16 protein-coding genes and 1 riboswitch are annotated in these 18,167 nt (G+C 64.1%); of the genes, 3 read left to right on the top strand and 13 right to left on the bottom strand.

The genetic code is table 11. The features are described 5' to 3' along the window. Window positions 1-17 precede the first annotated feature (17 nt). From G6N83_RS08215 to G6N83_RS08190, 6 genes are all read right to left on the bottom strand, one after another. Window positions 18-1,190: a bifunctional 2-methylcitrate synthase/citrate synthase gene (locus G6N83_RS08215; protein ID WP_165141064.1), complete on the bottom strand. Its 1,173-nt coding sequence runs from the start codon at window positions 1,188-1,190 to the stop codon at window positions 18-20. A gap of 97 nt (window positions 1,191-1,287) precedes the next feature. Continuing rightward, the gene (gene prpB, locus G6N83_RS08210; protein WP_165141062.1) at window positions 1,288-2,187 is read right to left on the bottom strand and encodes a methylisocitrate lyase; all 900 of its coding nucleotides are present in this window, start codon (window positions 2,185-2,187) and stop codon (window positions 1,288-1,290) included. Beyond that, a complete protein-coding gene (locus G6N83_RS08205; protein ID WP_165141060.1) occupies window positions 2,187-3,713 on the bottom strand; it encodes an MmgE/PrpD family protein in 1,527 nt (508 codons plus the stop codon). The genes prpB and G6N83_RS08205 overlap by 1 nt, the downstream gene beginning before the upstream one ends. Beyond that, window positions 3,710-4,393: a GntR family transcriptional regulator gene (locus tag G6N83_RS08200; RefSeq protein ID WP_165141058.1), complete on the bottom strand. Its 684-nt coding sequence runs from the start codon at window positions 4,391-4,393 to the stop codon at window positions 3,710-3,712. Before G6N83_RS08200 ends, G6N83_RS08205 begins: the two co-directional genes overlap by 4 nt. A 208-nt stretch (window positions 4,394-4,601) precedes the next feature. Then, window positions 4,602-5,618 (bottom strand): aldo/keto reductase family protein, encoded by a 1,017-nt coding sequence (locus G6N83_RS08195; protein ID WP_165141056.1) that lies wholly within the window; start codon window positions 5,616-5,618, stop codon window positions 4,602-4,604. A 53-nt stretch (window positions 5,619-5,671) separates the two neighbouring features. Then, on the bottom strand, window positions 5,672-6,535 hold the full coding sequence (locus G6N83_RS08190; protein ID WP_165141054.1) for an aldo/keto reductase: 864 nt from the start codon (window positions 6,533-6,535) through the stop codon (window positions 5,672-5,674). Window positions 6,536-6,639: 104 nt separating this feature from the next. Between G6N83_RS08190 and G6N83_RS08185 the strand changes: the two genes are divergently transcribed. Continuing rightward, complete coding sequence (locus G6N83_RS08185) at window positions 6,640-7,593, top strand: LysR substrate-binding domain-containing protein (protein ID WP_165141052.1); 954 nt, start codon at window positions 6,640-6,642, stop codon at window positions 7,591-7,593. Window positions 7,594-7,777: 184 nt separating this feature from the next. On the opposite strand, the gene rlmN is transcribed toward G6N83_RS08185, so the two are convergent. Further along, window positions 7,778-9,013: a dual-specificity RNA methyltransferase RlmN gene (gene rlmN, locus G6N83_RS08180; RefSeq protein ID WP_165141050.1), complete on the bottom strand. Its 1,236-nt coding sequence runs from the start codon at window positions 9,011-9,013 to the stop codon at window positions 7,778-7,780. Window positions 9,014-9,064: 51 nt separating this feature from the next. Beyond that, the gene (locus G6N83_RS08175) at window positions 9,065-10,570 is read right to left on the bottom strand and encodes a DUF4407 domain-containing protein (RefSeq protein WP_165141048.1); all 1,506 of its coding nucleotides are present in this window, start codon (window positions 10,568-10,570) and stop codon (window positions 9,065-9,067) included. 340 nt (window positions 10,571-10,910) lie between these two features. Here G6N83_RS08175 and G6N83_RS08170 point away from each other — a divergent pair, with 340 nt between their 5' ends. Further along, on the top strand, window positions 10,911-11,750 hold the full coding sequence (locus G6N83_RS08170) for a Cof-type HAD-IIB family hydrolase (RefSeq protein ID WP_165141046.1): 840 nt from the start codon (window positions 10,911-10,913) through the stop codon (window positions 11,748-11,750). 50 nt (window positions 11,751-11,800) lie between these two features. Here G6N83_RS08170 and G6N83_RS08165 read toward each other — a convergent pair whose 3' ends face one another. The 5 genes from G6N83_RS08165 to G6N83_RS08145 form a co-directional block, all read right to left on the bottom strand. Continuing rightward, window positions 11,801-12,640 (bottom strand): SDR family oxidoreductase, encoded by an 840-nt coding sequence (locus G6N83_RS08165; protein ID WP_165141044.1) that lies wholly within the window; start codon window positions 12,638-12,640, stop codon window positions 11,801-11,803. A 16-nt stretch (window positions 12,641-12,656) separates the two neighbouring features. Then, on the bottom strand, window positions 12,657-13,418 hold the full coding sequence (locus G6N83_RS08160; protein WP_165141042.1) for an enoyl-CoA hydratase/isomerase family protein: 762 nt from the start codon (window positions 13,416-13,418) through the stop codon (window positions 12,657-12,659). 300 nt (window positions 13,419-13,718) lie between these two features. Next, window positions 13,719-14,507 carry an energy-coupling factor transporter transmembrane component T family protein gene (locus G6N83_RS08155; protein WP_165141040.1) on the bottom strand — a complete coding sequence of 263 codons (789 nt, stop codon included), beginning with the start codon at window positions 14,505-14,507 and terminating at the stop codon, window positions 13,719-13,721. Beyond that, window positions 14,504-15,970 carry an ABC transporter ATP-binding protein gene (locus G6N83_RS08150; protein ID WP_241246144.1) on the bottom strand — a complete coding sequence of 489 codons (1,467 nt, stop codon included), beginning with the start codon at window positions 15,968-15,970 and terminating at the stop codon, window positions 14,504-14,506. The genes G6N83_RS08155 and G6N83_RS08150 overlap by 4 nt, the downstream gene beginning before the upstream one ends. Beyond that, window positions 15,967-16,599 carry an ECF transporter S component gene (locus G6N83_RS08145; protein WP_165141038.1) on the bottom strand — a complete coding sequence of 211 codons (633 nt, stop codon included), beginning with the start codon at window positions 16,597-16,599 and terminating at the stop codon, window positions 15,967-15,969. Before G6N83_RS08145 ends, G6N83_RS08150 begins: the two co-directional genes overlap by 4 nt. Further along, window positions 16,593-16,701: riboswitch (TPP riboswitch) on the bottom strand. Its footprint overlaps the gene before it by 7 nt. A 35-nt stretch (window positions 16,702-16,736) precedes the next feature. Here G6N83_RS08145 and G6N83_RS08140 point away from each other — a divergent pair. Continuing rightward, window positions 16,737-18,164 carry a D-alanyl-D-alanine carboxypeptidase family protein gene (locus tag G6N83_RS08140; protein WP_165141036.1) on the top strand — a complete coding sequence of 476 codons (1,428 nt, stop codon included), beginning with the start codon at window positions 16,737-16,739 and terminating at the stop codon, window positions 18,162-18,164. Window positions 18,165-18,167: the final 3 nt, after the last annotated feature.

Here is an 18,167-nt window from a genome sequence, read left to right as displayed (position 1 = left end):
ACCCTATGATTTCACGCTCAGCCTGCGGCCTCTTCGGGACGCTCGGTTGCCGCAGCCACTTCGGCGGGCGCAACATACCCATCGATGTGACGTTCGTCGGGCCCGTTGTAGGCCGCGAGCGGGCGAATAAGAGCATTGGATGCCGTCTGCTCCATGATGTGAGCCGTCCACCCGACGATGCGGGCAGCAACGAACAACGGCGTAAACGTGAGGGTATCGAAGCCCATGAGGTGGTAGGCCGGACCCGACGGATAGTCGAGGTTGGGGTAGATACCCTTTCGGCCGACGAACTCGCTCTCGAGCGTGTCGTAGAGCGCACCAAGTTGCGGAGCGTCGTAATACTCGACCAGCGTGTCGAGCGCGGCTTTCATCGTCGGCACGCGCGAGTCGCCGCGCTTGTAGACGCGGTGACCGAAGCCCATGACCTTCTTCTTGTTCGCCATCGCGTCATCGAGCCACGGCACAACGTTGGCGGCGGTACCGATCTCGTCGAAGATGTGCATGACGGCCTCGTTGGCACCACCGTGCAGCGTTCCCTTGAGAGCACCGATCGCACCGACCACCGCTGAGCCGAGATCGCTCATGGTGCTCGAGATGACACGCGCGGTGAAGGTCGACGCGTTGAACGAGTGCTCTGCGTACAGAATCATCGACACGTTGAACGCCTCGGCGACAGTTGCCTCGGGAACCTCGCCGAACGTCATGTAGAGGAAGTTGTGCGAGTAGTCGAGGTCAGCGCGCGGCTCGATAGCCTCTTGCCCGCGGCGGCGGCGCTGGTCGTATGCAACGATCGCAGGAATCTTCGCGAGCAGCCGCAGTGCCTTCCGGAGGTCTGCCTCGGGTGAACTGTCGAAAGCGGCGGGATCAGACGCTGTGACAACCGAGACGGCAGTCCGAACGACATCCATCGGGTGCGCTTCCAGCGGCAACAGATCGATCGTCTGCTTGATGTTCGGATCGAGCGCACGGTTGGCGCGTTCGGTGGCTTCGAACTCAGCGAGCTGAGCGGCATCCGGCAGCTCTCCGTGCCACAGCAGGTACGCGACAGCTTCGAACGACTGCGTGGCCGCGAGCTCTTGCACGGGGTACCCGCGGTACATCAGCGAGTTGGTTTCGGGGTTGACCTTGGAGATGGCGGTGTAGTCGACCGTGACGCCCGCAAGCCCCTTCTTAATGTCAATTTCCGTCATGCTCTCTCCTTAAATTTCTTCGACTTGCCCATATTTGTGGGTGTTTTGGGGCGGAACCCACAATTTTGAGCAAGTGAGCGTAGTAGTCGGGGCAAAACTAGCGAGGAACCTCGAAGGTGTAGACCCCGTTGTCGAAGTGGTTGTAAGACTCGTAGTCGATCAGCTCGTACAGTTCAGCGCGATGCTGCATCTCGCTGAGCTTAGACGTGAGGTGCCCCTCGTCAAGAAGCGTATCGAGTGCACGGCCTGCTGCCCCCATCGCGGTGCGCAGTAGCGAAACCGGCCAAATCACGATATTCAGCCCGACATCGCGCAGTTGCTCCGTCGAAAACAGCTCGCTTTTGCCGAACTCGGTCATGTTCGCCAAGATCGGCACATCGAGAGCCTTCCGCATCGCCTCGAACTCGCCGAGGTCACGCATCGCCTCGGGGAAGATGGCATCGGCCCCGGCATCAACGAGCTCTTTCGCACGGTCGATTGCGGCATCCAACCCGTCAATAGCCCGGATGTCGGTACGCGCCATGATGAGAAAGTTCGGGTCACGGCGGGCATCGACCGCGGCGCGAATCCGCTTGATTGCGGTAGCCGAATCGACGACCGACTTGCCGTCGAGGTGCCCGCACCGCTTGGGATTCACCTGATCTTCGATGTGCATGCCCGCGATACCGGCGTCTTCGAGCGTCTGAATCGTGCGGGCCACATTCATCGGCTCACCGAACCCGGTATCGGCGTCGATGATCGCTGGCAGCTCCGTCATTCGCGCGATCTGCGCGCCGCGCCCGGCAACCTCGGTGAGGGTCGTCAGGCCGATATCGGGCAGACCGAGATCGGCCGAGAGCACAGCGCCCGAAATGTAGACGCCCTCGAAGCCCTTTTGCTCGATCAATCGTGCCGATAGCGGATTGAACGCACCGGGAAAGCGCAGCAGCTCACCGGTCGCGAGACGCTCGCGAAAGAGCCGGCGCTTTTCGGCTGCGGATGTCTCGGCGTACAACATCAGAACAGCCCCTTCGGAGCGGGCGCATTCGCCAACACTCCGGGCCTCGCAACGATCGTGAGTTCGCGTACTTCATCGACCGTGAGCTCGGTCAAACGCTCCGCGAGCGCAATGAACCGGTCGATTTCGGCAGGCTCGAGCACGGGCTCGGCCAGCATCCTGAACTTGGCGATGTAGTTTTCGCGAGCGAAGGGGCGCGCACCGAGCGGGTGCGCATCTGCAACCGCGATCTCGTCGATCACGGTCTCGCCGTTCGTCAGCTGGATCTCGACCCGGCCCCCGAACGCCTTCTCGTCGGGGTCTTCCGAGTGGTAGCGACGCGTCCACTCGGCATCTTCGGCGGTTGTCACCTTGTGCCACAGGGCGACGGTGTCTTCGCGGGCGGCACGCTCCGGTGCGTACGAGTCGACGTGGTGCCACGCGCCATCCTGCAGCGCGACGGTGAAGATGTACGGAATCGAGTGGTCGAGCGTTTCGCGGGATGCCGCGGGGTCGTACTTCTGCGGATCATTCGCGCCCGACCCGATCACGTAGTGCGTGTGGTGGCTCGTGTGGAGCACGATCGACTCGATGTTGGCGGGGTCGCGAAGCTCGGGGTTCTCCGTGCCGAGGCGTCGTGCCAGGTCGATCCACGCCTGGGCCTGGTACTCGGCCGAGTGCTCTTTCGTGTACGAATCCAAGATGGCGCGCTTCGGTTCGCCTGCCGCGGGAAGCGGTACGTCGTACGAGGCATCCGGTCCGTCGAGCATCCACGCGATCACTCCGTCTTCGCCCTCGTAAATGGGAGACGGGCTCGTCTCGCCACGCATGGCACGGTCGACAGCTTCGACGGCCATTTTTCCGGCGAAGGCTGGGGCGTGCGCCTTCCACGTCGAGATCTCGCCCTTTCGCGACTGGCGCGTGGCCGTCGTCGTGTGGAGCGCTTGGCCGATCGCCTGCATGATCGTGGCGGTATCGAGCCCCAGCATCGTGCCGATGCCGGCAGCGGCCGACGGGCCGAGGTGTGCCACGTGATCGATCTTGTGCTTGTGCAGCGAGATGGCCCGCACGAGGTCCATCTGGATTTCGTAGCCGGTCGCGATACCGCGGGCAAGCGCCATGCCGTCAACGCCGACGTGTTGGGCCACGGCGAGGATCGGAGGAATGTTGTCGCCCGGGTGCGAGTACTCGGCGGCAAGGAATGTGTCGTGGTAGTCGAGTTCACGCACGGCGACGCCGTTGGCCCACGCCGCCCACTCGGGGCTCGTGCGCCGCTCAAGTGCACAACCGAAAACCGTTGACCCCGACCCCGAAACCGATACGGCGTGATCGAGCGCCTGCTGACGCGCCGCACTCACCGGACGACGAGTGAGGGATGCCGCAGCCACCGCCGCATTGTCGATAATGCGGTTGATGATCATTTCGATCACCTCGGCGTCGAGCTCGACGGGGTCGGTTGCGACCTCGGCAAGATGCCACGCGAGCTGGCCTTCGCGCGCGAGGTTTTCATCGCTGCGGTGCACGCGGAGGTGGTGAGAAATGGTCATGAGTGGTGTCCTTCCACAAGCTCGCCCAAAATGGCGGTTACCGCATTAAAAAGATGTACGTGGGTGGCGTGCGCTGCGAGTTCCCCATCGCCCGCTGCGATCGCCGTGGCAATCAACTCATGCTCTCGCACAGATGCCGCCAATCGCTCGGGGTTGTCTCGCGCCATTCGCCGCACTCGCACGAGTTGCGTGCGCACCGGGCGAAGTGCCGCCGTGAGGTGGTCGTTAGCCACCGACGCGTCGATTGCCGCGTCGAACCTCGCGATGAGAGCGTAATACGCATCGGCGTCGCCCGCCGAAGCAAGCTCTGATCGAGCGAACTCTGCCGCGAGTCGTGAAAACGCAGCCCTGTCACCGCGTGTTGCCGCGAGACGGGCAGCGGTTTCTTCGAGCGCTCGGCGCACTTCGAAAAGATCGCGGATGTCGTCGGCATCGATCGCGGCAACGACGGTGACCCTTGGCGACTGCTGCACAACGAGGCCGTCGTTGGCGAGGCGACCGAGCGCTTCGCGCAGCGGCGTGCGGCTCACGCCGAGGCGTGCCGCCTGTGCTTGTTCGCCGAGAACCGTGCCAGCCGGCAGCGCACCGGACTGAATCTCATCGAGCAGGCTCGCATAGGCCCGCTCGCTTGCCGTTGCCGCAGAGTTCGCCACAGCATCCGCAACACTGTTCGCAGCCATTCCCTCAGCGTATACACAAAAGCCGCCAATCCCGCACTTATGCCCCGCTAAAACGCCATTGCGTATACAAAGCCACACCCGCATCCGCTCTCGTTCCCACCCCACCTACGCGCGAAGGGTCGCAACACGCCGTGTCGTGGCGGCGCTGTGCGGCGCCACGCGGCGTGTTGCGACCCTTCGCGTACGGGGGTGGAAACGGGGACTGCTACTAGTTACCGGGGCGCGACTTCGGGGAGACCTCGTAGGTCTTCTCGGCGTCACGCTCTACGACATCGCCGAGCGCGTCGTCGATTGCCGTCATGAGGTCGGCGTCGAGTACAACACCCGAAGCCTTGACGGTGTCGGCGAGCTGCTCGGGGCGCGAGGCTCCCACGAGAGCCGAAGCGACGTTGGGGTTCTGCAACACCCACGCGATCGCGAGCTGCGGCATGGTGAGACCTGCCTGCTCGGCAAGCGGCTTGAGCTTCTGAACAGCGGTGAGGGTGTCTTCAGCCAAGAACCGCTTGATGAAGTTGGCACCGCTCTTCTCGTCGGTTGCCCGCGAGCCCTCCGGAACCGGCTGACCCGGCAGGTACTTGCCGCTCAGCACACCCTGCGCCATCGGCGACCAGACGATCTGCGACATCCCGAGCGCCTCGGCGGTGGGGACGACCTTGCCCTCGATAACGCGCCACAGCATGGAGTACTGGGGCTGGTTCGAGATAAACGGCACCTTCAGTTCTTTCGCCAGAGCGTGACCTTCGCGCAACTGCTCGGCAGTCCATTCCGAGACGCCAATGTAGAGCGCCTTGCCCTGACGCACGATGTCGGCGAATGCCTGCATCGTCTCTTCGAGTGGCGTCTCGTAGTCGAAACGGTGTGCCTGGTAGAGGTCGACATAGTCGATTCCGAGGCGCTGGAGCGAACCGTTGATGCCCTCGAAAATGTGCTTACGCGACAGTCCCTGGTCGTTCGGGCCCTGGGGTCCGATCGGCCAGTAAACCTTCGTGAAGATTTCGAGCGATTCGCGACGCTGACCGGCGAGCGCCTTACCGAGCACGACCTCTGCCGCCGTGTTGGCGTAGGTGTCTGCCGTGTCGAATGTCGTGATGCCGGCGTCGAGCGCGGCGTGCACAGTGGCGAGGGCGGCATCGTCTTCTACCTGCGAAGCGTGGGTGACCCAGTTGCCGTAGGTGATCTCAGAGACCTTGAGTCCGCTGTTGCCGAGGTATCGGTAATTAACCATCTATTTCTTCCTTGAGTGAAGTGGTGGGTGAGTTGAGTGACGGATGCCGCAGCTCAGGCGTCTGCCGAGAGCACAGCGACCTCATCCGCCGTCAGCTCGAGGCTTGCGGCCCCGACTGAGTCTTGGATGCTCGCGGGTCGCGATGCGCCGGGAATGGGAATGACGGTCGGCGCGAGAGCGAGCTCCCACGCGAGCGTGAGCTGCTGCGGACTGATGCCGCGACCGTACGCAATCTCTTGGAAAGCGCTGTGGTTGTCGCCGATGGCGCTTGCGCGCTTGATGCCACCGAGTGGTGACCATGGCAAGAATGCAATGCCGTGTGCGGCGCAGTATTCCAGCTCTGCCTGGCTGGAACGGAATGCCGGCGAGAACTGGTTCTGCACCGAAACGAGGCGCCCACCGAGAACTGTCTGAGCCTCTTCGATCTGCGCGATGCTCGCGTTGGAGATTCCCGCCATCCGAATGACGCCCTCATCGAGCAGGTCGCGGATTGCACCGATCGAATCGGCGTAGGGCACCTCTGGGTCGGGGCGGTGGAACTGGTAGAGACCGATCGCTTCGACACCCAGCCGTGCGGCGGAGGCCTTGGCGGCATCCTTGATGTAGTCGGGGTGTCCGTTCTGGGTCCATGAGCCGTCACCCGGGCGAAGGTGACCGCCCTTTGTTGCGACCAGAACCTGCGAGAGGTCGCCGCTGTACTCGCTGAGAGCGCGCGCGATCAGCATCTCGTTGTGTCCGACGTCGTCGGCGTGCAGGTGATAAGCATCTGCGGTGTCGATGAGGGTCACACCGGCATCGAGAGCGGCGTGGATCGTCGCAATCGATCGGCTTTCGTCAGGCCGGCCTTCGATCGACATCGGCATTCCGCCGAGACCGATCGCTCCAACGTTGACGTCTCCGATTTTTCGCTGCTGCACTAGAGCTCCTTTAATTCGTGTAGGACTTGCATAACCACGGTAGGAGGCTCGATGCTAGAAGTCCAACAACTACGCGTTCTATCATTAAGAAGTTGAGCTGCTAAATGGATCTCCGCCAAATGGAATACCTCGTTGCCCTCTCGGAAGAGCAACAGTTCACTCGAGCAGCGGCACTCTGCGGAGTATCGCAGTCGGGCCTTTCGTCATCCATTCGCAGCCTCGAAGAAGAATTCGGCACGAGTTTGTTCACGCGCACGACACGGCGGGTGACAGCAACGGATGCCGGGCGCGCCCTACTCCCGTTTGCACGCGAGATGCTCTCGCAAGCTGCCGCGGCGCGCGATGCGATCGTCAACGCCACGCACGACCTGTCGGGTCGCCTGCGGGTGGGCGCCGAGCAGTGCCTCGGAGTCATAGATGTTCCACCGGTGCTCGAGCGCTTCCACCGGCGCTATCCCCAGGTCGACATCCACTTCGTGCAGGCCGGCTCGCATGAGCTGGCGACAATGGTGCGAAACGGCGATCTCGACGTCGCTTTTGTTGCCACCACCGAGCACCTCGCCACAATGAGCGCAGTGGAGCTCGGGCGACGGCCCCTCGTGCTCCTGGTTCCAGAAAGCGACCCGCTGGCATCCGCTGGCCGCATCGATTGGTCAGAGCTTCGCGACCGCGAATTCGTTGATTTTCGCGAGTCGTGGGGCGTCCGCACTCTCACTGAGGCCGCCTTCGCAGCCCACGGAGTCGCGCGCCGGGTCTCGTGCACAGTCGATGACGTACACACGCTGCTCGACCTCGTGCACCGCGGCCTCGGGGTCGCCCTCGTGCCGCAACACATCGCGTGGAAGCCGCAGGCAGAGGGGCTCGTCACCCTGCAGCTGCCCGCGAACGAAACTCCGGTGTGGGTCGTGTCGGCTATCGCCTCGACGGCGGCCGAGCCCGCGGCATCCCGTCTTCTCGAGATTCTCAATCTCGACGCCGCCGAGTGCGGCCTCGCCTGCGCCGACGACAATGCCATCGAGCTCACAACCGAGACTCCCGCCCTCCCCGCGACGGTTTAACCCCGCCGAGGCACCTCGGGCCGCCCTCATCCGCCCCTGCCCACCTCGCCGAAACGCTGCTTTCAGACCCGACACACCGCGCAGAGAGCAGCACCGCCGGGGTGTCGGCGGCTCAGAGCAGCGTTTCGGAGAGTGAAGCGTCGGCGAAGAGGGGCGACGAAAAGAAGAGAGCGGATGCCGCGGCTTAGGCGCCGTAGGCGGCTACGTCGTCTTCGGTGGCCACAAGTTGGCCACAGGCGCCATCGATCTCTTTACCGCGGGTGTCACGCAGAGTCGTCGGAATGCCGGCGTCATTGAGCCTGCGGACGAACTCGTTCTGCACGCTCACTTCGGACGCCGTCCAGATCGAACCCGGAGTCGGATTGAGCGGAATCGGGTTGACGTGCACCCATCCGCGACCGCGCTCGTTGAGCTTGTCGGCCAGGAGATCTGCGCGCCATCCGTGGTCGTTCATGTCTTTGATGAGCGCGTACTCGATCGACACGCGTCGCCCGGTCTTGTCGAAGTATTCGCGAGCAGCATCGAGTGCCTCATCGACCTTCCAGCGTGAGTTCACCGGGATGAGCTCGTCTCGCAGCACGTCATCGGGGGCGTGAAGCGAAAGCGCGAAGGTGACCGGAATGTCTTCGTCGGAGAGCTTCTTGATAGCAGGCACGAGACCCACTGTCGACACCGTGATGCCGCGGGCGCTCATGCCGAGACCGTGGTCTTTGTCGACCATCGTGCGGATGGCCTGCATGAGTCGCTTGTAGTTGGCGAGCGGCTCACCCATGCCCATGAAAACAATGTTCGTGACGCGCTCGTCTTCGTGACCGACGCGGCGCGGGTCACCGAGCCCACCCTCGGCGATCAGCCGGTTGGCGCGCACAACCTGGTCGACGATTTCGGCCGCCGACATGTTGCGCGTGAGACCCGCTTGGCCGGTGGCGCAGAACGGGCAGTTCATACCGCAACCGGCCTGCGATGAGACGCACAGCGTGATGCGGCCGGTGTAGCGCATGAGCACCGATTCGACGAGGGCGCCGTCGTGGAGCTTCCAAAGAAATTTGATCGTGTCGCCACGGTCGGTTTCGAGGCGGCGAACCTCGGTCAACAGAGGTGGCAGCATCCCGGCGACCAATTCTTCGCGGCCGACCGCGGGAAGATCGGTCATCGTGGTGGGGTCGCTCGTGTAATGCGTGAAGTAGTGCTTTTCGAGCTGCTTCGCGCGGAACGCGGGAAATCCGAGCTCGCTCAGCTTTTCGGCGCGCTCTTTGGGAGTCATGTCGGCGAGGTGAACCGGCGGCATCCCCTTCTTGGGTGACGCGAACTGCAGCAGCGGGCGACCGGCGTCGTCTTTCTTTTGCGACCAGCCTTCCGTCGCCGGACGCACCTGACGGGGCGTCGTTGAGCGCACGGGCGTGTTCTCAGGGGTCGTCATGTTCTCAGGGTACGGGACGCGCCTGGGCACGCCCCGGTTTCGCGATGTCGATCACGTGGCGTCTCGTGCCCTGACGATGTCGGCACGCGCACGCCAGGTGCGCGCAGTCACACGATCCAGGGCCACCTGACGCCGTAGGGCATCCGCTTTCTCGTACAACGACGGATCGCCGTAGCTCGTGAGCACCTTCACGATCACGGGCAGCAGCTCGATCATGAAGAACAGCGCGGCAATCAGCCAGTGCGCCCAGCCGAGCGCAGGTTCTTTGGCCGACAGCCGATCGAGAGCGCTGATCTGGCTGAGCAACCCGACCGCCCCCGCGTTGCCACCCGCCACCGACGCCGCTCTCTCGTTGTACGCCGCGAGCGCCGCCTCGTACTGCGTGCGCGCCGCCGGCAATTGGTCCTGAGCCTGCTGCTTGTTCTGCTCCGCCGATGTCGCTGCGGCATCGGTTGCTGACTCTCCCGCGGCAGCGAGCGCCGCGGTAGCTGTCTGCAACTCGGTAGCGATGTCGTCGTATGCCTCCTGCGCCTGCGTCAATTGCGACTGCGCGGCTTGCGCGCTAGCACCGTCTCCGGAGACTCCGGAGCATCCTTCGACAGTCCCGGCCCCTTCACCCGTCAATTCGCACTGATAGAGAAGACGCGCCTGGTCGATGACGGCTTGCTTTTCCGCGAGCTGGGCAGTCAACTGGTCGATGTTCTGCTGGGCCGCTACGGACTCCGCCGATGTTGACGACGTGCCGGCAACGATCCCAGTGGCAGCTTGTTCTTCTAGTGCGCTCACCTGTGCACTCGCCGCATCTAGCGCCTGCTTCTCGGGGCCATCGGTGACGGCATCCTGGTCGGCCTGCGCCTGCACGACGTTCGTCGAGGTGACTTCGCGCGCGATGTCGTTTTGGAAGATCTGCAGGACAAGTGGTTCTGCAACGACGATGCCGATGAGGGCCGCCATGATGACGCGCGGCAGCGCGAGTCCGAGAAGCCGTCCGATGTGCCGGGTCGAGCGCATCGTGGAGGTGAGGAAACGGTCGAGATTGAAGATGATCAGGGCCCACACCAGCGCAAGGGGAAGGGCGAACCACAGACTGATCCGGACGCCGGTCAGCAGGGCGAAGAGCATGGAGAGGGCTGAAACCACCGCCGTGCCGGCAAGCACGAAGAACATCTGCACGAAACGAGGCGACTCTTCGGGAACGTCGTCGAGCACAGCACCGTCGGCGCCACCGAGGATGGCAAGCCGCCGAGAGAAGGGCATGCGCGCACGCGGACGACGCGCCCGGACGGGGCGATGGGTGACAGGTGTAGCCGCGACGGACTCATCATCGGCCTCACCCGGGATCGCCGCAGGATCGACCGGCTCACCGGAAAGTTCGGCGGAAGCGTCGGGATCAGCGTCGGCGTCGGGATCAGCGTCGACGTCGGGATCAGCGTCGACGTCGGGCGCCTGCCGGAGTTCGCTGAGATACTGCGGCTCGTCGGCGGCTTCGTCGGATGCGGTGAACTCGATGCGACCATCGGAGTTGAACCGACCGGGCCGGTGAGCGGAAAAAGACATCCGGACAGAGTATGCGAGCGCAGATATGGACTTTCTGCGCGTATGCCGCGAAAGTGCCGTGCGCGGGCCCAACCCCGCCCGGTGTGGTGCCGCTCGGGTACGAGCGGATAACCCACCGCTTCGGCAACGGAATAGACCGAGGTCATGCCCGATTGCACTGTTCACGTGCAATCGGCAACGCTCTCCAGGATGGGGTCAACCTGCTCGGATACACTCCGTGGGTGCGCGTCGACACCGTCAATGCGCACACGGCAGCCTCACACGCTGACGCCGTTCGACAATGATTTCGTCGCCTCCGGGTCAGTTCGCTGACCCGGAGGCGACCTGTTTGGAGTTCTCCGTGGCATCCACCCGCATGGTCTTTCTTGACGTCGACGGCACCCTCATCGACCATACGCAGCGACTCAGGCCTTCCGTGGTTACTGCGATTCACGGCGCTCGCGCGGCGGGGCACCTCGTGTACGTCTGCACAGGGCGCGGCAGCAAAGAGATCCCAGCGACCGTGCTCGACATCGGATTCGACGGCGTCATTTCGGCCGGTGGCGGCTTCATCGAGCACGACGGCGAGGTGATCGCGCGGCACACGATGCCCGACGAGGCTGTCGCAGATCTCGTTGAATTCTTCGAAGCCGAAGACATCGCATACAACCTGCAGGGCTACGACAACGTCTACCCGAGCGCGGGCCTGCTCGAGCGCATCGTGCCGATGTTCGCTCGCGAAGGCATGATTTCTCCGGATGCCGCCGCGTCGGCCGACGTGGAACGGCTGCGAAAGCGGATGACGTATCGCGGCCCCGCACCAGCGGGCAGCGTCGCAAAAGCCACTTTCTTCGGCACCCATCAGAGCACGTTCGCCCGTGTGCGCGATGGCCTCGGTGACCGGTTCCACGTGATCACCGGCACGATCCCGTATCTCGGCGAAGCCGGTGGCGAAATCAGCCTCGCAGGCGTCAACAAAGGGGCAGCTATCGCCGAACTCGTTGCACACCTCGGGCGCTCGATCGATGACACGATCGGAATCGGTGACAGCTACAACGACCTCGAGATGCTTCAGATCTGCGGTGTCGGTATTGCGATGGGAAACGCCGACGACACCGTCAAGTCGCACGCGAACGAGGTGACAACGAGCGTGGCAGAAGACGGCGTCTGGAATGCCTTCCAACGACACGGACTCATCTAGAGCCGCCGAGCTTCACAGTTCGCTGTGCGCGTCACAGAAAGCTATGCCCGTCACAGAAAGATGTCGGGGAACAGCTCCTCGTCGGGAGTGCCGGGAACAGCCGCATATCCCGAGAAGTCAGTAACCCCGGATGCCTCCAGCACATCTTCGACGATCAGTGTCTGCCCGGTGTACTGACGCGCGGGCTGGATGAGCACCTGATACGCGGCGTCGGCATAGATCTCCGGCGTGCGGCTCGCCTGCATCATGCGGTCGCCACCCAGCGAGAACTGCACAGCCGCCGTTGCAATTGTCGTTCGCGGCCACAGCGTGTTTGCGGCGATGCCGTCTGCTGCAAACTCGGCCCCGATCCCGAGCGTTGCCATCGTCATGCCGTATTTCGCAAGCGTGTACCCGGTGTGGGAACCGAGCCACCGCGGCGTGATGTTGAGCGGCGGTGAGAGCGACAGAATGTGGGGGTTCGGGGCATCCTTCAACATCGGAATCGCCGCCCGCGAGAGCAGAAACGTGCCACGAACGTTGACGTCTTGCATGAGGTCGTACTTTTTCGGCGAGAGCTCGAGGGTGCGAGAGAGATCGATCGCGCTCGCATTGTTGATCACGGCGTCGATACGACCGAATTCGCCCTGCGTCTTCATGACGGCCTCGGTGATGTCATCTTCGTTCCGCACGTCACCGACGAGCGGAAGTGCACGCCCGCCCGCCTCCTCGATGAGCGCCGCAGCAGTGTGCACGGTGCCTTCGAGCTTCGGGTGGGGCGTATCGGTCTTGGCGAGAATCGCAATGTTTGCGCCGTCGCGGGCGGCCCGCAGCGCAATGGCGAGCCCGATGCCGCGGCTGCCGCCCGACATCAAAATGGTGTGGCCGGCGAGCGGCTTGTCATAGGTCATAGCGTCTTCTCTCGTCTCAGCGGGCTGAAGCTTTAGCGAAGGCGGCAACACGTGCCTTCGCCTGGTCGGTGTCGAAGGCAGCGCCGATCGTGGCAGCCTCATCGGAAAGGTTTACCTCGAAGTCGCGGCCGGCGCCCGAGCGGACGAGTCGCTTGGCCTGCCCGTACGCGCCCGTCGCACCAGCCAGCCAGAACGCGGCGATCTCTTCAGCCCGCGCCGCCGGGTCGGGGGCGACTTCTGCAATGAGCCCCCACTCGAGCGCTTCGGCGGCGGTGAGCGTGCGGTCTTGCAGGAGCAACTGCAGCGCCCGACGCTCGCCGATCGCCGCCGGCAGCAACGTAGAAACGCCGAGATCGGGAGTCAGGCCGATGTTGGCGTAACGGCTCACAAACCTGGCGTTCTCAGCGGCCACGATGTAATCGGCCGAGAGCATCAGGCCGAGTCCGCCGCCCGCAACGGCACCCTGAACGACAGCGACCATCGGGATATGTGACTCGACGAAAGCGCGAATGCCGTCGTGGATGACGTGCGCGGCATCCGTCACGGCATCACCGGCTGCCCCAGAGGTCGACATTGCGATCACATCGCCGCCGGCGCAAAAAGCGGGGCCAGCGGCATCGAGCACGATGGCACCCACCGACTCATCGGTTGTGACGGCTCGAGCAACATCGCGCCAGCGCGCACCCATATCGAAGTCCATCGCGTTCAGCCGGTCGGGACGATTGAACGTCACACGAGCAAGCCCCTCGGTCACCGAGACGAGAATCGAATCGCTCACGAGTTCTCCTTCGAACATCGTGCCCTCCGCAAATGAAGTGGCATCGGGTTTCAGCCTATGCGGAACCCGGACCCACTCGCGAGCGCGAGCTTCATCCGCTCGAGACATCCGCCGCGTGTGGTGCCGGCATCCGCGCCGCGGCATCTGCCCCGCCTGAACCCCGCTGCCTGCACTAACTCAGGCAGAATCAGCAGATTTCGCACATCGCGACGACTCAGCCCCGTGTTCTGCCTGAGTTAGTGCAGGGGGAGCAGGGTAGCGGCGGCGGGCGGCGGCGGGCGAGCAGGTCAGAGAGCTACGTCAGCTGAGGCCGAGGATGAAGTTCCAGGTGCCCGCGGCGACCGCCGCAGCAACGGATGCCGCAGCCACACCGGCAGCGATCAGCACGAGGCCGAGATCCGCGGGGTGGAGGCGCGACGGCCGCGCCCAGGTGCGTTGGGCGTGGGCGCCGAAGCCGCGAGCTTCCATTGCTGTCGCAAGCTTTGTGCCTCGCCGAATGGCCAAGACAAACAGGGCAAATGACTGCCCCATGAACCTCCGAATGCGGCCGGTGTCGGCGACGCCTCGCGCCCGTCGCGAGAGCGAAAGCTCCCGCCAGTCCTCGATCAACAGCCCCACTAGGCGCAGGCCCGCGAGTGCTCCGAGCACGAAACGCGCGGGCAGTCTCAGTATCTGGGCGAGAGCGTCGGCGAGATCGGTCGGGTCGGTTGTCATGAACAGCACGATGCTCGGCACAGCAATCGCGAGAACGCGCAAGACAATCGCCAGCGCCAGCGAGATCGATCCTTCGCTGATGCGCAGCAGGCCGAATTCGACGTAGATCTGACCGTCGGGCCGACCATAAAGCACCGTCGCGGCACCCGCGATCACCGCACCGAGCGCAATGGGCCAGGTCCTCAGCCACAGCGCGCGAGCGGGTATACGGCACAGCGGAAGAAGCAAGAGCGTCGCCACGAGACTCACCCCTGCCGACACGGCATCGATCGACAGCAGCAGCGTCAAGGAAATCACCATGGCGGCGGCAAGTTTGGCGATCGGGTTTCGCCGCGAAAGTGGACTCGCCGACAGATCGAGTTCGAGCAGACTCATGCCGCCGCTCCCACGAGGGGGTATTCGGCGTCGGCAATCGCGTCGACGAGCATCCGATCGTGCGTCACCATCACGACGGCGGTTCCCTCGTGACGGACGTCATCGATGAGCCCCGCGAGCTCTCGCCACGTGCGCGCATCCTGGCCGTACGTGGGTTCGTCGAGCACCAGCATCCGCGGTCGGGTCGCAAGCGTCGCTGCGACCGTGAGCCTTCGTTTTTCGCCGCCCGAGAGCGTATATGGGTTTACCGCAGCGAGGTGGGTCAGACGCAGCCGGTCGAGCAGGTCGTCTACCCGGGTAGTGATTTCGGTGGCATCCAGCCCGAGCGCTCGCGGACCAACTTCGAGCTCAGCCCGCACCCGAGTCGTCAGAAGTTGATGCTCGGGGCTCTGAAACACAGTGCCGATTCGGGTGAGCAAGTCACGCGCACTCCATCGCAGCGGGTCGGCACCGCGACCCGCGCGAAGCGGCTCGTCGGCAAGAACCCGACCGGATGCCGCGGGCAACAGCCCCGCGAGAGTAAGCGCGAGTGTCGATTTTCCGGCGCCATTGTCGCCGGTGATGGCAAGCACCCGACCCGCTGTCACACTGAGATCAATTCCGGATGCCACGACCTCGGCCGACCGCGCGCCGAACGCGCGTCGCCCCACCGCGAGGCTCTCTCCGCGAAGCAGCACCTCGGATGACGCCGAGCATCCACCTTTTCGCTCAAATCCGACGTGCGCACCGGGCAGCCACACGCCGGCCGCGGCCAGCTCCGCCGCTTGCTCACGAAACACCGCCTCGGGGCTGCCGTCGGCGAGCACGCCGCCGCCCGCGGCGAGCACGATCACGCGATCAACGGCGTCAGCCCACAGCTCGACTCGATGCTCAACGACAACGAGAGTTGCCCCCGTGCGGTCTGCGGCCGACAGCACCGCATCGCGCACAGCGACAGCTCCCGGCGGGTCAAGGTTCGCCGTCGGCTCGTCAAGCAGCAGCAGTCCCGGGCGCATCGCGAGAATGCCCGCCAGTGCGAGGCGCTGTTTTTGCCCGCCGGATAGGTGCGAGGTCGAGTGATCGAGCGGCACGCTGAGCCCCACAGCGTCGAGCGACTCCTCGACTCGCGGCCAAATCTCGCCCGCTGGCACACCGAGGTTTTCGCACGCGAACGCCACGTCGTCGCCCACACGAGCAAGAATGACCTGAGCATCCGGGTCTTGCAGCACGAGGCCGGCGCGTCCCCGCACTCGTGCTGGCTGCTCGCCGTCGACGAGAAGGTCACCTGTGGCCTCACCGTCTTCAGCGTCGCCGAGTACGCCGGCAAGTCCTCGCAGGAGCGTACTTTTGCCGGCCCCACTGGCCCCGAGCAGCAGGATGCGCTGCCCGGGAACCAGATCGAGATCGAGATCTTGCACCGCCCACCGGCGGCGGCCAGCGTGTCGCCACCCCCACCCGCGGGCGACGACCCGCGCGCCACTCACGCCGCGTCGACTGGTTCCGGCTCGCGCGAGCGCGCTTCGCGCCCCGAAGCGAACCGGTCAAGCGCGCCCGTTGCGGCGAGCGCCCGGGCGATGACCCACGACAACAGACCGGCGATCAGGATGCCAGACACAACCGCCGACACGAAGTACACGGCGCGCGCTTCGAACGCGAGTGCTGCAACCGACGAGAAGCTCGTGTCCATGAGCGCGACGGCAATTCCTGCGAGCGCACCGGAGGTGAGTGCTCCGAGCAGCCGCCAGTTGGCATAGAGGAACAGTGCGAATCCGAGCTCGGCCGCGAGGCCCTGCACGACGCCCCACACGAGCGTCAGAAAAGCCCACTGAGTGCCGAGTGCCATAGAAACAACCGCCGCGACAACTTCGGCGTAGAAAGCTGCGCCGGGCTTTCGAATGATGAGGCCGCCAAGAACACCGGCAAAGAGCCAACCACCGGCAAGCAGACCCGAGAGTCCCGGCGTAAACGCCAGCGCGGTGTCGAGCGCCGGCCAGGCGAGGCCCCACAACCAGAAGATGACGCCCGCCGCGACACCGATCACGCTGGCGACGACGATATCGACGACTCTCCAGCTGAAGCGGTTCGAGGTGGATGAAGACGTGGACGTGTGCATCGTTACTCCCTTCCTGCGCCGGCATGACCCGGATCAGGTTCGACGGTCGAAGCGTTTTCGCTTCCTCTCAGCCCGGCACACCGGACTCCCGTGGTTTCAAGGCGAGTATAACCATGTGCTCGCGCTAACGTGGTTTCGTGCCTGACGCCGACGATTCTCCGCCGACGCGACGAGCGATCCGTGAAAAAGAAGAAGTTTCAGCCACTGAAGCTTCGGCTGCGCCCAAACCGCGGCGCGCACTCACATGGGTCGAAGCGTCGCAGCTAGCTGCGGCATCCGGACCGCCGGCGACTCTCGAGGCAGCACCACCGGGCTATTCTCCGGTGCCACCAGCGCTCCTTTCGCGCCCGCCTCGACGATCCCCGTTTCGCCCCGGCGTCATCTTTCCGATCTTCATCGTGCTCGCTCTGATCGCGACGTATGCGGGCACGACCCTGCTTTGGCCGTTGACCGCCATCGAGCCGCAAGCGACCAGCACCACTCTGCAGCCGGTCTCAGCAGAAGTTGCTTCGCCGACCTGGCCGGAAACCGGGGCCGCCGCTGTCTCGGTCTCAGGCATCGACGGCACGTTGGCGTCGACCGACAACACAACGTCGATCGCAAGTATCACCAAGCTGGTGACGGCCCTTCTGATACTCGACAAGGCACCACTGAGTCTCGGTGAGCAGGGACCGGATTTCGCTTTCACCTCCAACGACGCCAGCACCTACTGGTCGTACCTGGCGAATGGTGAATCGGCCCTCGACGTGCCCGTCGGCGGCACACTCACCGAGTATCAAATGCTGCAGGGAATGCTCATCGGCTCGGCCAACAATTACGCCGATCGACTCGTCGCAACCTATTGGCCAACGGATGCCGTATACGCCAAGGCCGCGAATTCCTGGCTAGACCTGCACGGGATTTCAGGCATCACGATTGTGGGCCCCTCGGGTATTGATTCGGGCAATACCGCAAGCCCGGGAGCCCTAATCCCCTTGGCGACTCGTGCTCTCGCCGACCCGGTGATCGCCGAAATCGTGCGCACAGTTTCGGTGGACCTGCCCGGCGCCGGACTCGTCACAAATACCAACGAGCTTCTGGCAGACCCCGGCGTCATCGGGCTGAAGACGGGAACCCTTGAGGGCTACAACCTGCTGGCGGCAAAAGAGATCACCGTCGACGACATCACGGTTCGGTTGTATGCCGCGACCCTCGATCAGCCCGACAGCGACACCCGCAGCGCGGTCACGCGCGGACTGTTTGATCAACTCGAGAGTGAACTGCAGCCCGCTCCGTCGATCACCGCTGGCACCGTTGCGGGTCACGTCGACACGGTGTGGGGCGAGAGTGTCGACCTCCTCACCGACGCTGATGCGACGGTGGTGCTGTGGAACGGCGGCACTGCTGAGACGGCTACGAGCCTCGACCTCGCCGACAACCGCGACGCGGGCGACGAAGTCGGCACTGTCACAGTGACGGGGCCTCTCAATTCGGCTGTCGTGAACGTGGAACTCGCTGACGACATCGAAGGTCCAACCCCGCTGTGGCGTCTTACCCACCCGCTTGAGCTGTTCGGGCTGAGATAACCG

This window comes from Microbacterium endophyticum, from assembly GCF_011047135.1.
Taxonomy (GTDB): domain Bacteria; phylum Actinomycetota; class Actinomycetes; order Actinomycetales; family Microbacteriaceae; genus Microbacterium; species Microbacterium endophyticum.
This window is presented reverse-complemented; position numbering and strand designations above follow the sequence as displayed.

Coding starts and splice junctions, on each gene's coding strand:
- G6N83_RS08185 (WP_165141052.1), top strand. CDS start 6,640: ATGGATCTCCGCCAAATGGAATACCTCGTTGCCCTCTCGGAAGAGCAA.
- G6N83_RS08205 (WP_165141060.1), bottom strand. CDS start 3,713: ATGACCATTTCTCACCACCTCCGCGTGCACCGCAGCGATGAAAACCTC.
- G6N83_RS08145 (WP_165141038.1), bottom strand. CDS start 16,599: ATGCACACGTCCACGTCTTCATCCACCTCGAACCGCTTCAGCTGGAGA.
- G6N83_RS08155 (WP_165141040.1), bottom strand. CDS start 14,507: ATGAGTCTGCTCGAACTCGATCTGTCGGCGAGTCCACTTTCGCGGCGA.
- G6N83_RS08175 (WP_165141048.1), bottom strand. CDS start 10,570: ATGTCTTTTTCCGCTCACCGGCCCGGTCGGTTCAACTCCGATGGTCGC.
- G6N83_RS08215 (WP_165141064.1), bottom strand. CDS start 1,190: ATGACGGAAATTGACATTAAGAAGGGGCTTGCGGGCGTCACGGTCGAC.
- rlmN (WP_165141050.1), bottom strand. CDS start 9,013: ATGACGACCCCTGAGAACACGCCCGTGCGCTCAACGACGCCCCGTCAG.
- G6N83_RS08165 (WP_165141044.1), bottom strand. CDS start 12,640: ATGACCTATGACAAGCCGCTCGCCGGCCACACCATTTTGATGTCGGGC.
- prpB (WP_165141062.1), bottom strand. CDS start 2,187: ATGTTGTACGCCGAGACATCCGCAGCCGAAAAGCGCCGGCTCTTTCGC.
- G6N83_RS08200 (WP_165141058.1), bottom strand. CDS start 4,393: ATGGCTGCGAACAGTGTTGCGGATGCTGTGGCGAACTCTGCGGCAACG.
- G6N83_RS08195 (WP_165141056.1), bottom strand. CDS start 5,618: ATGGTTAATTACCGATACCTCGGCAACAGCGGACTCAAGGTCTCTGAG.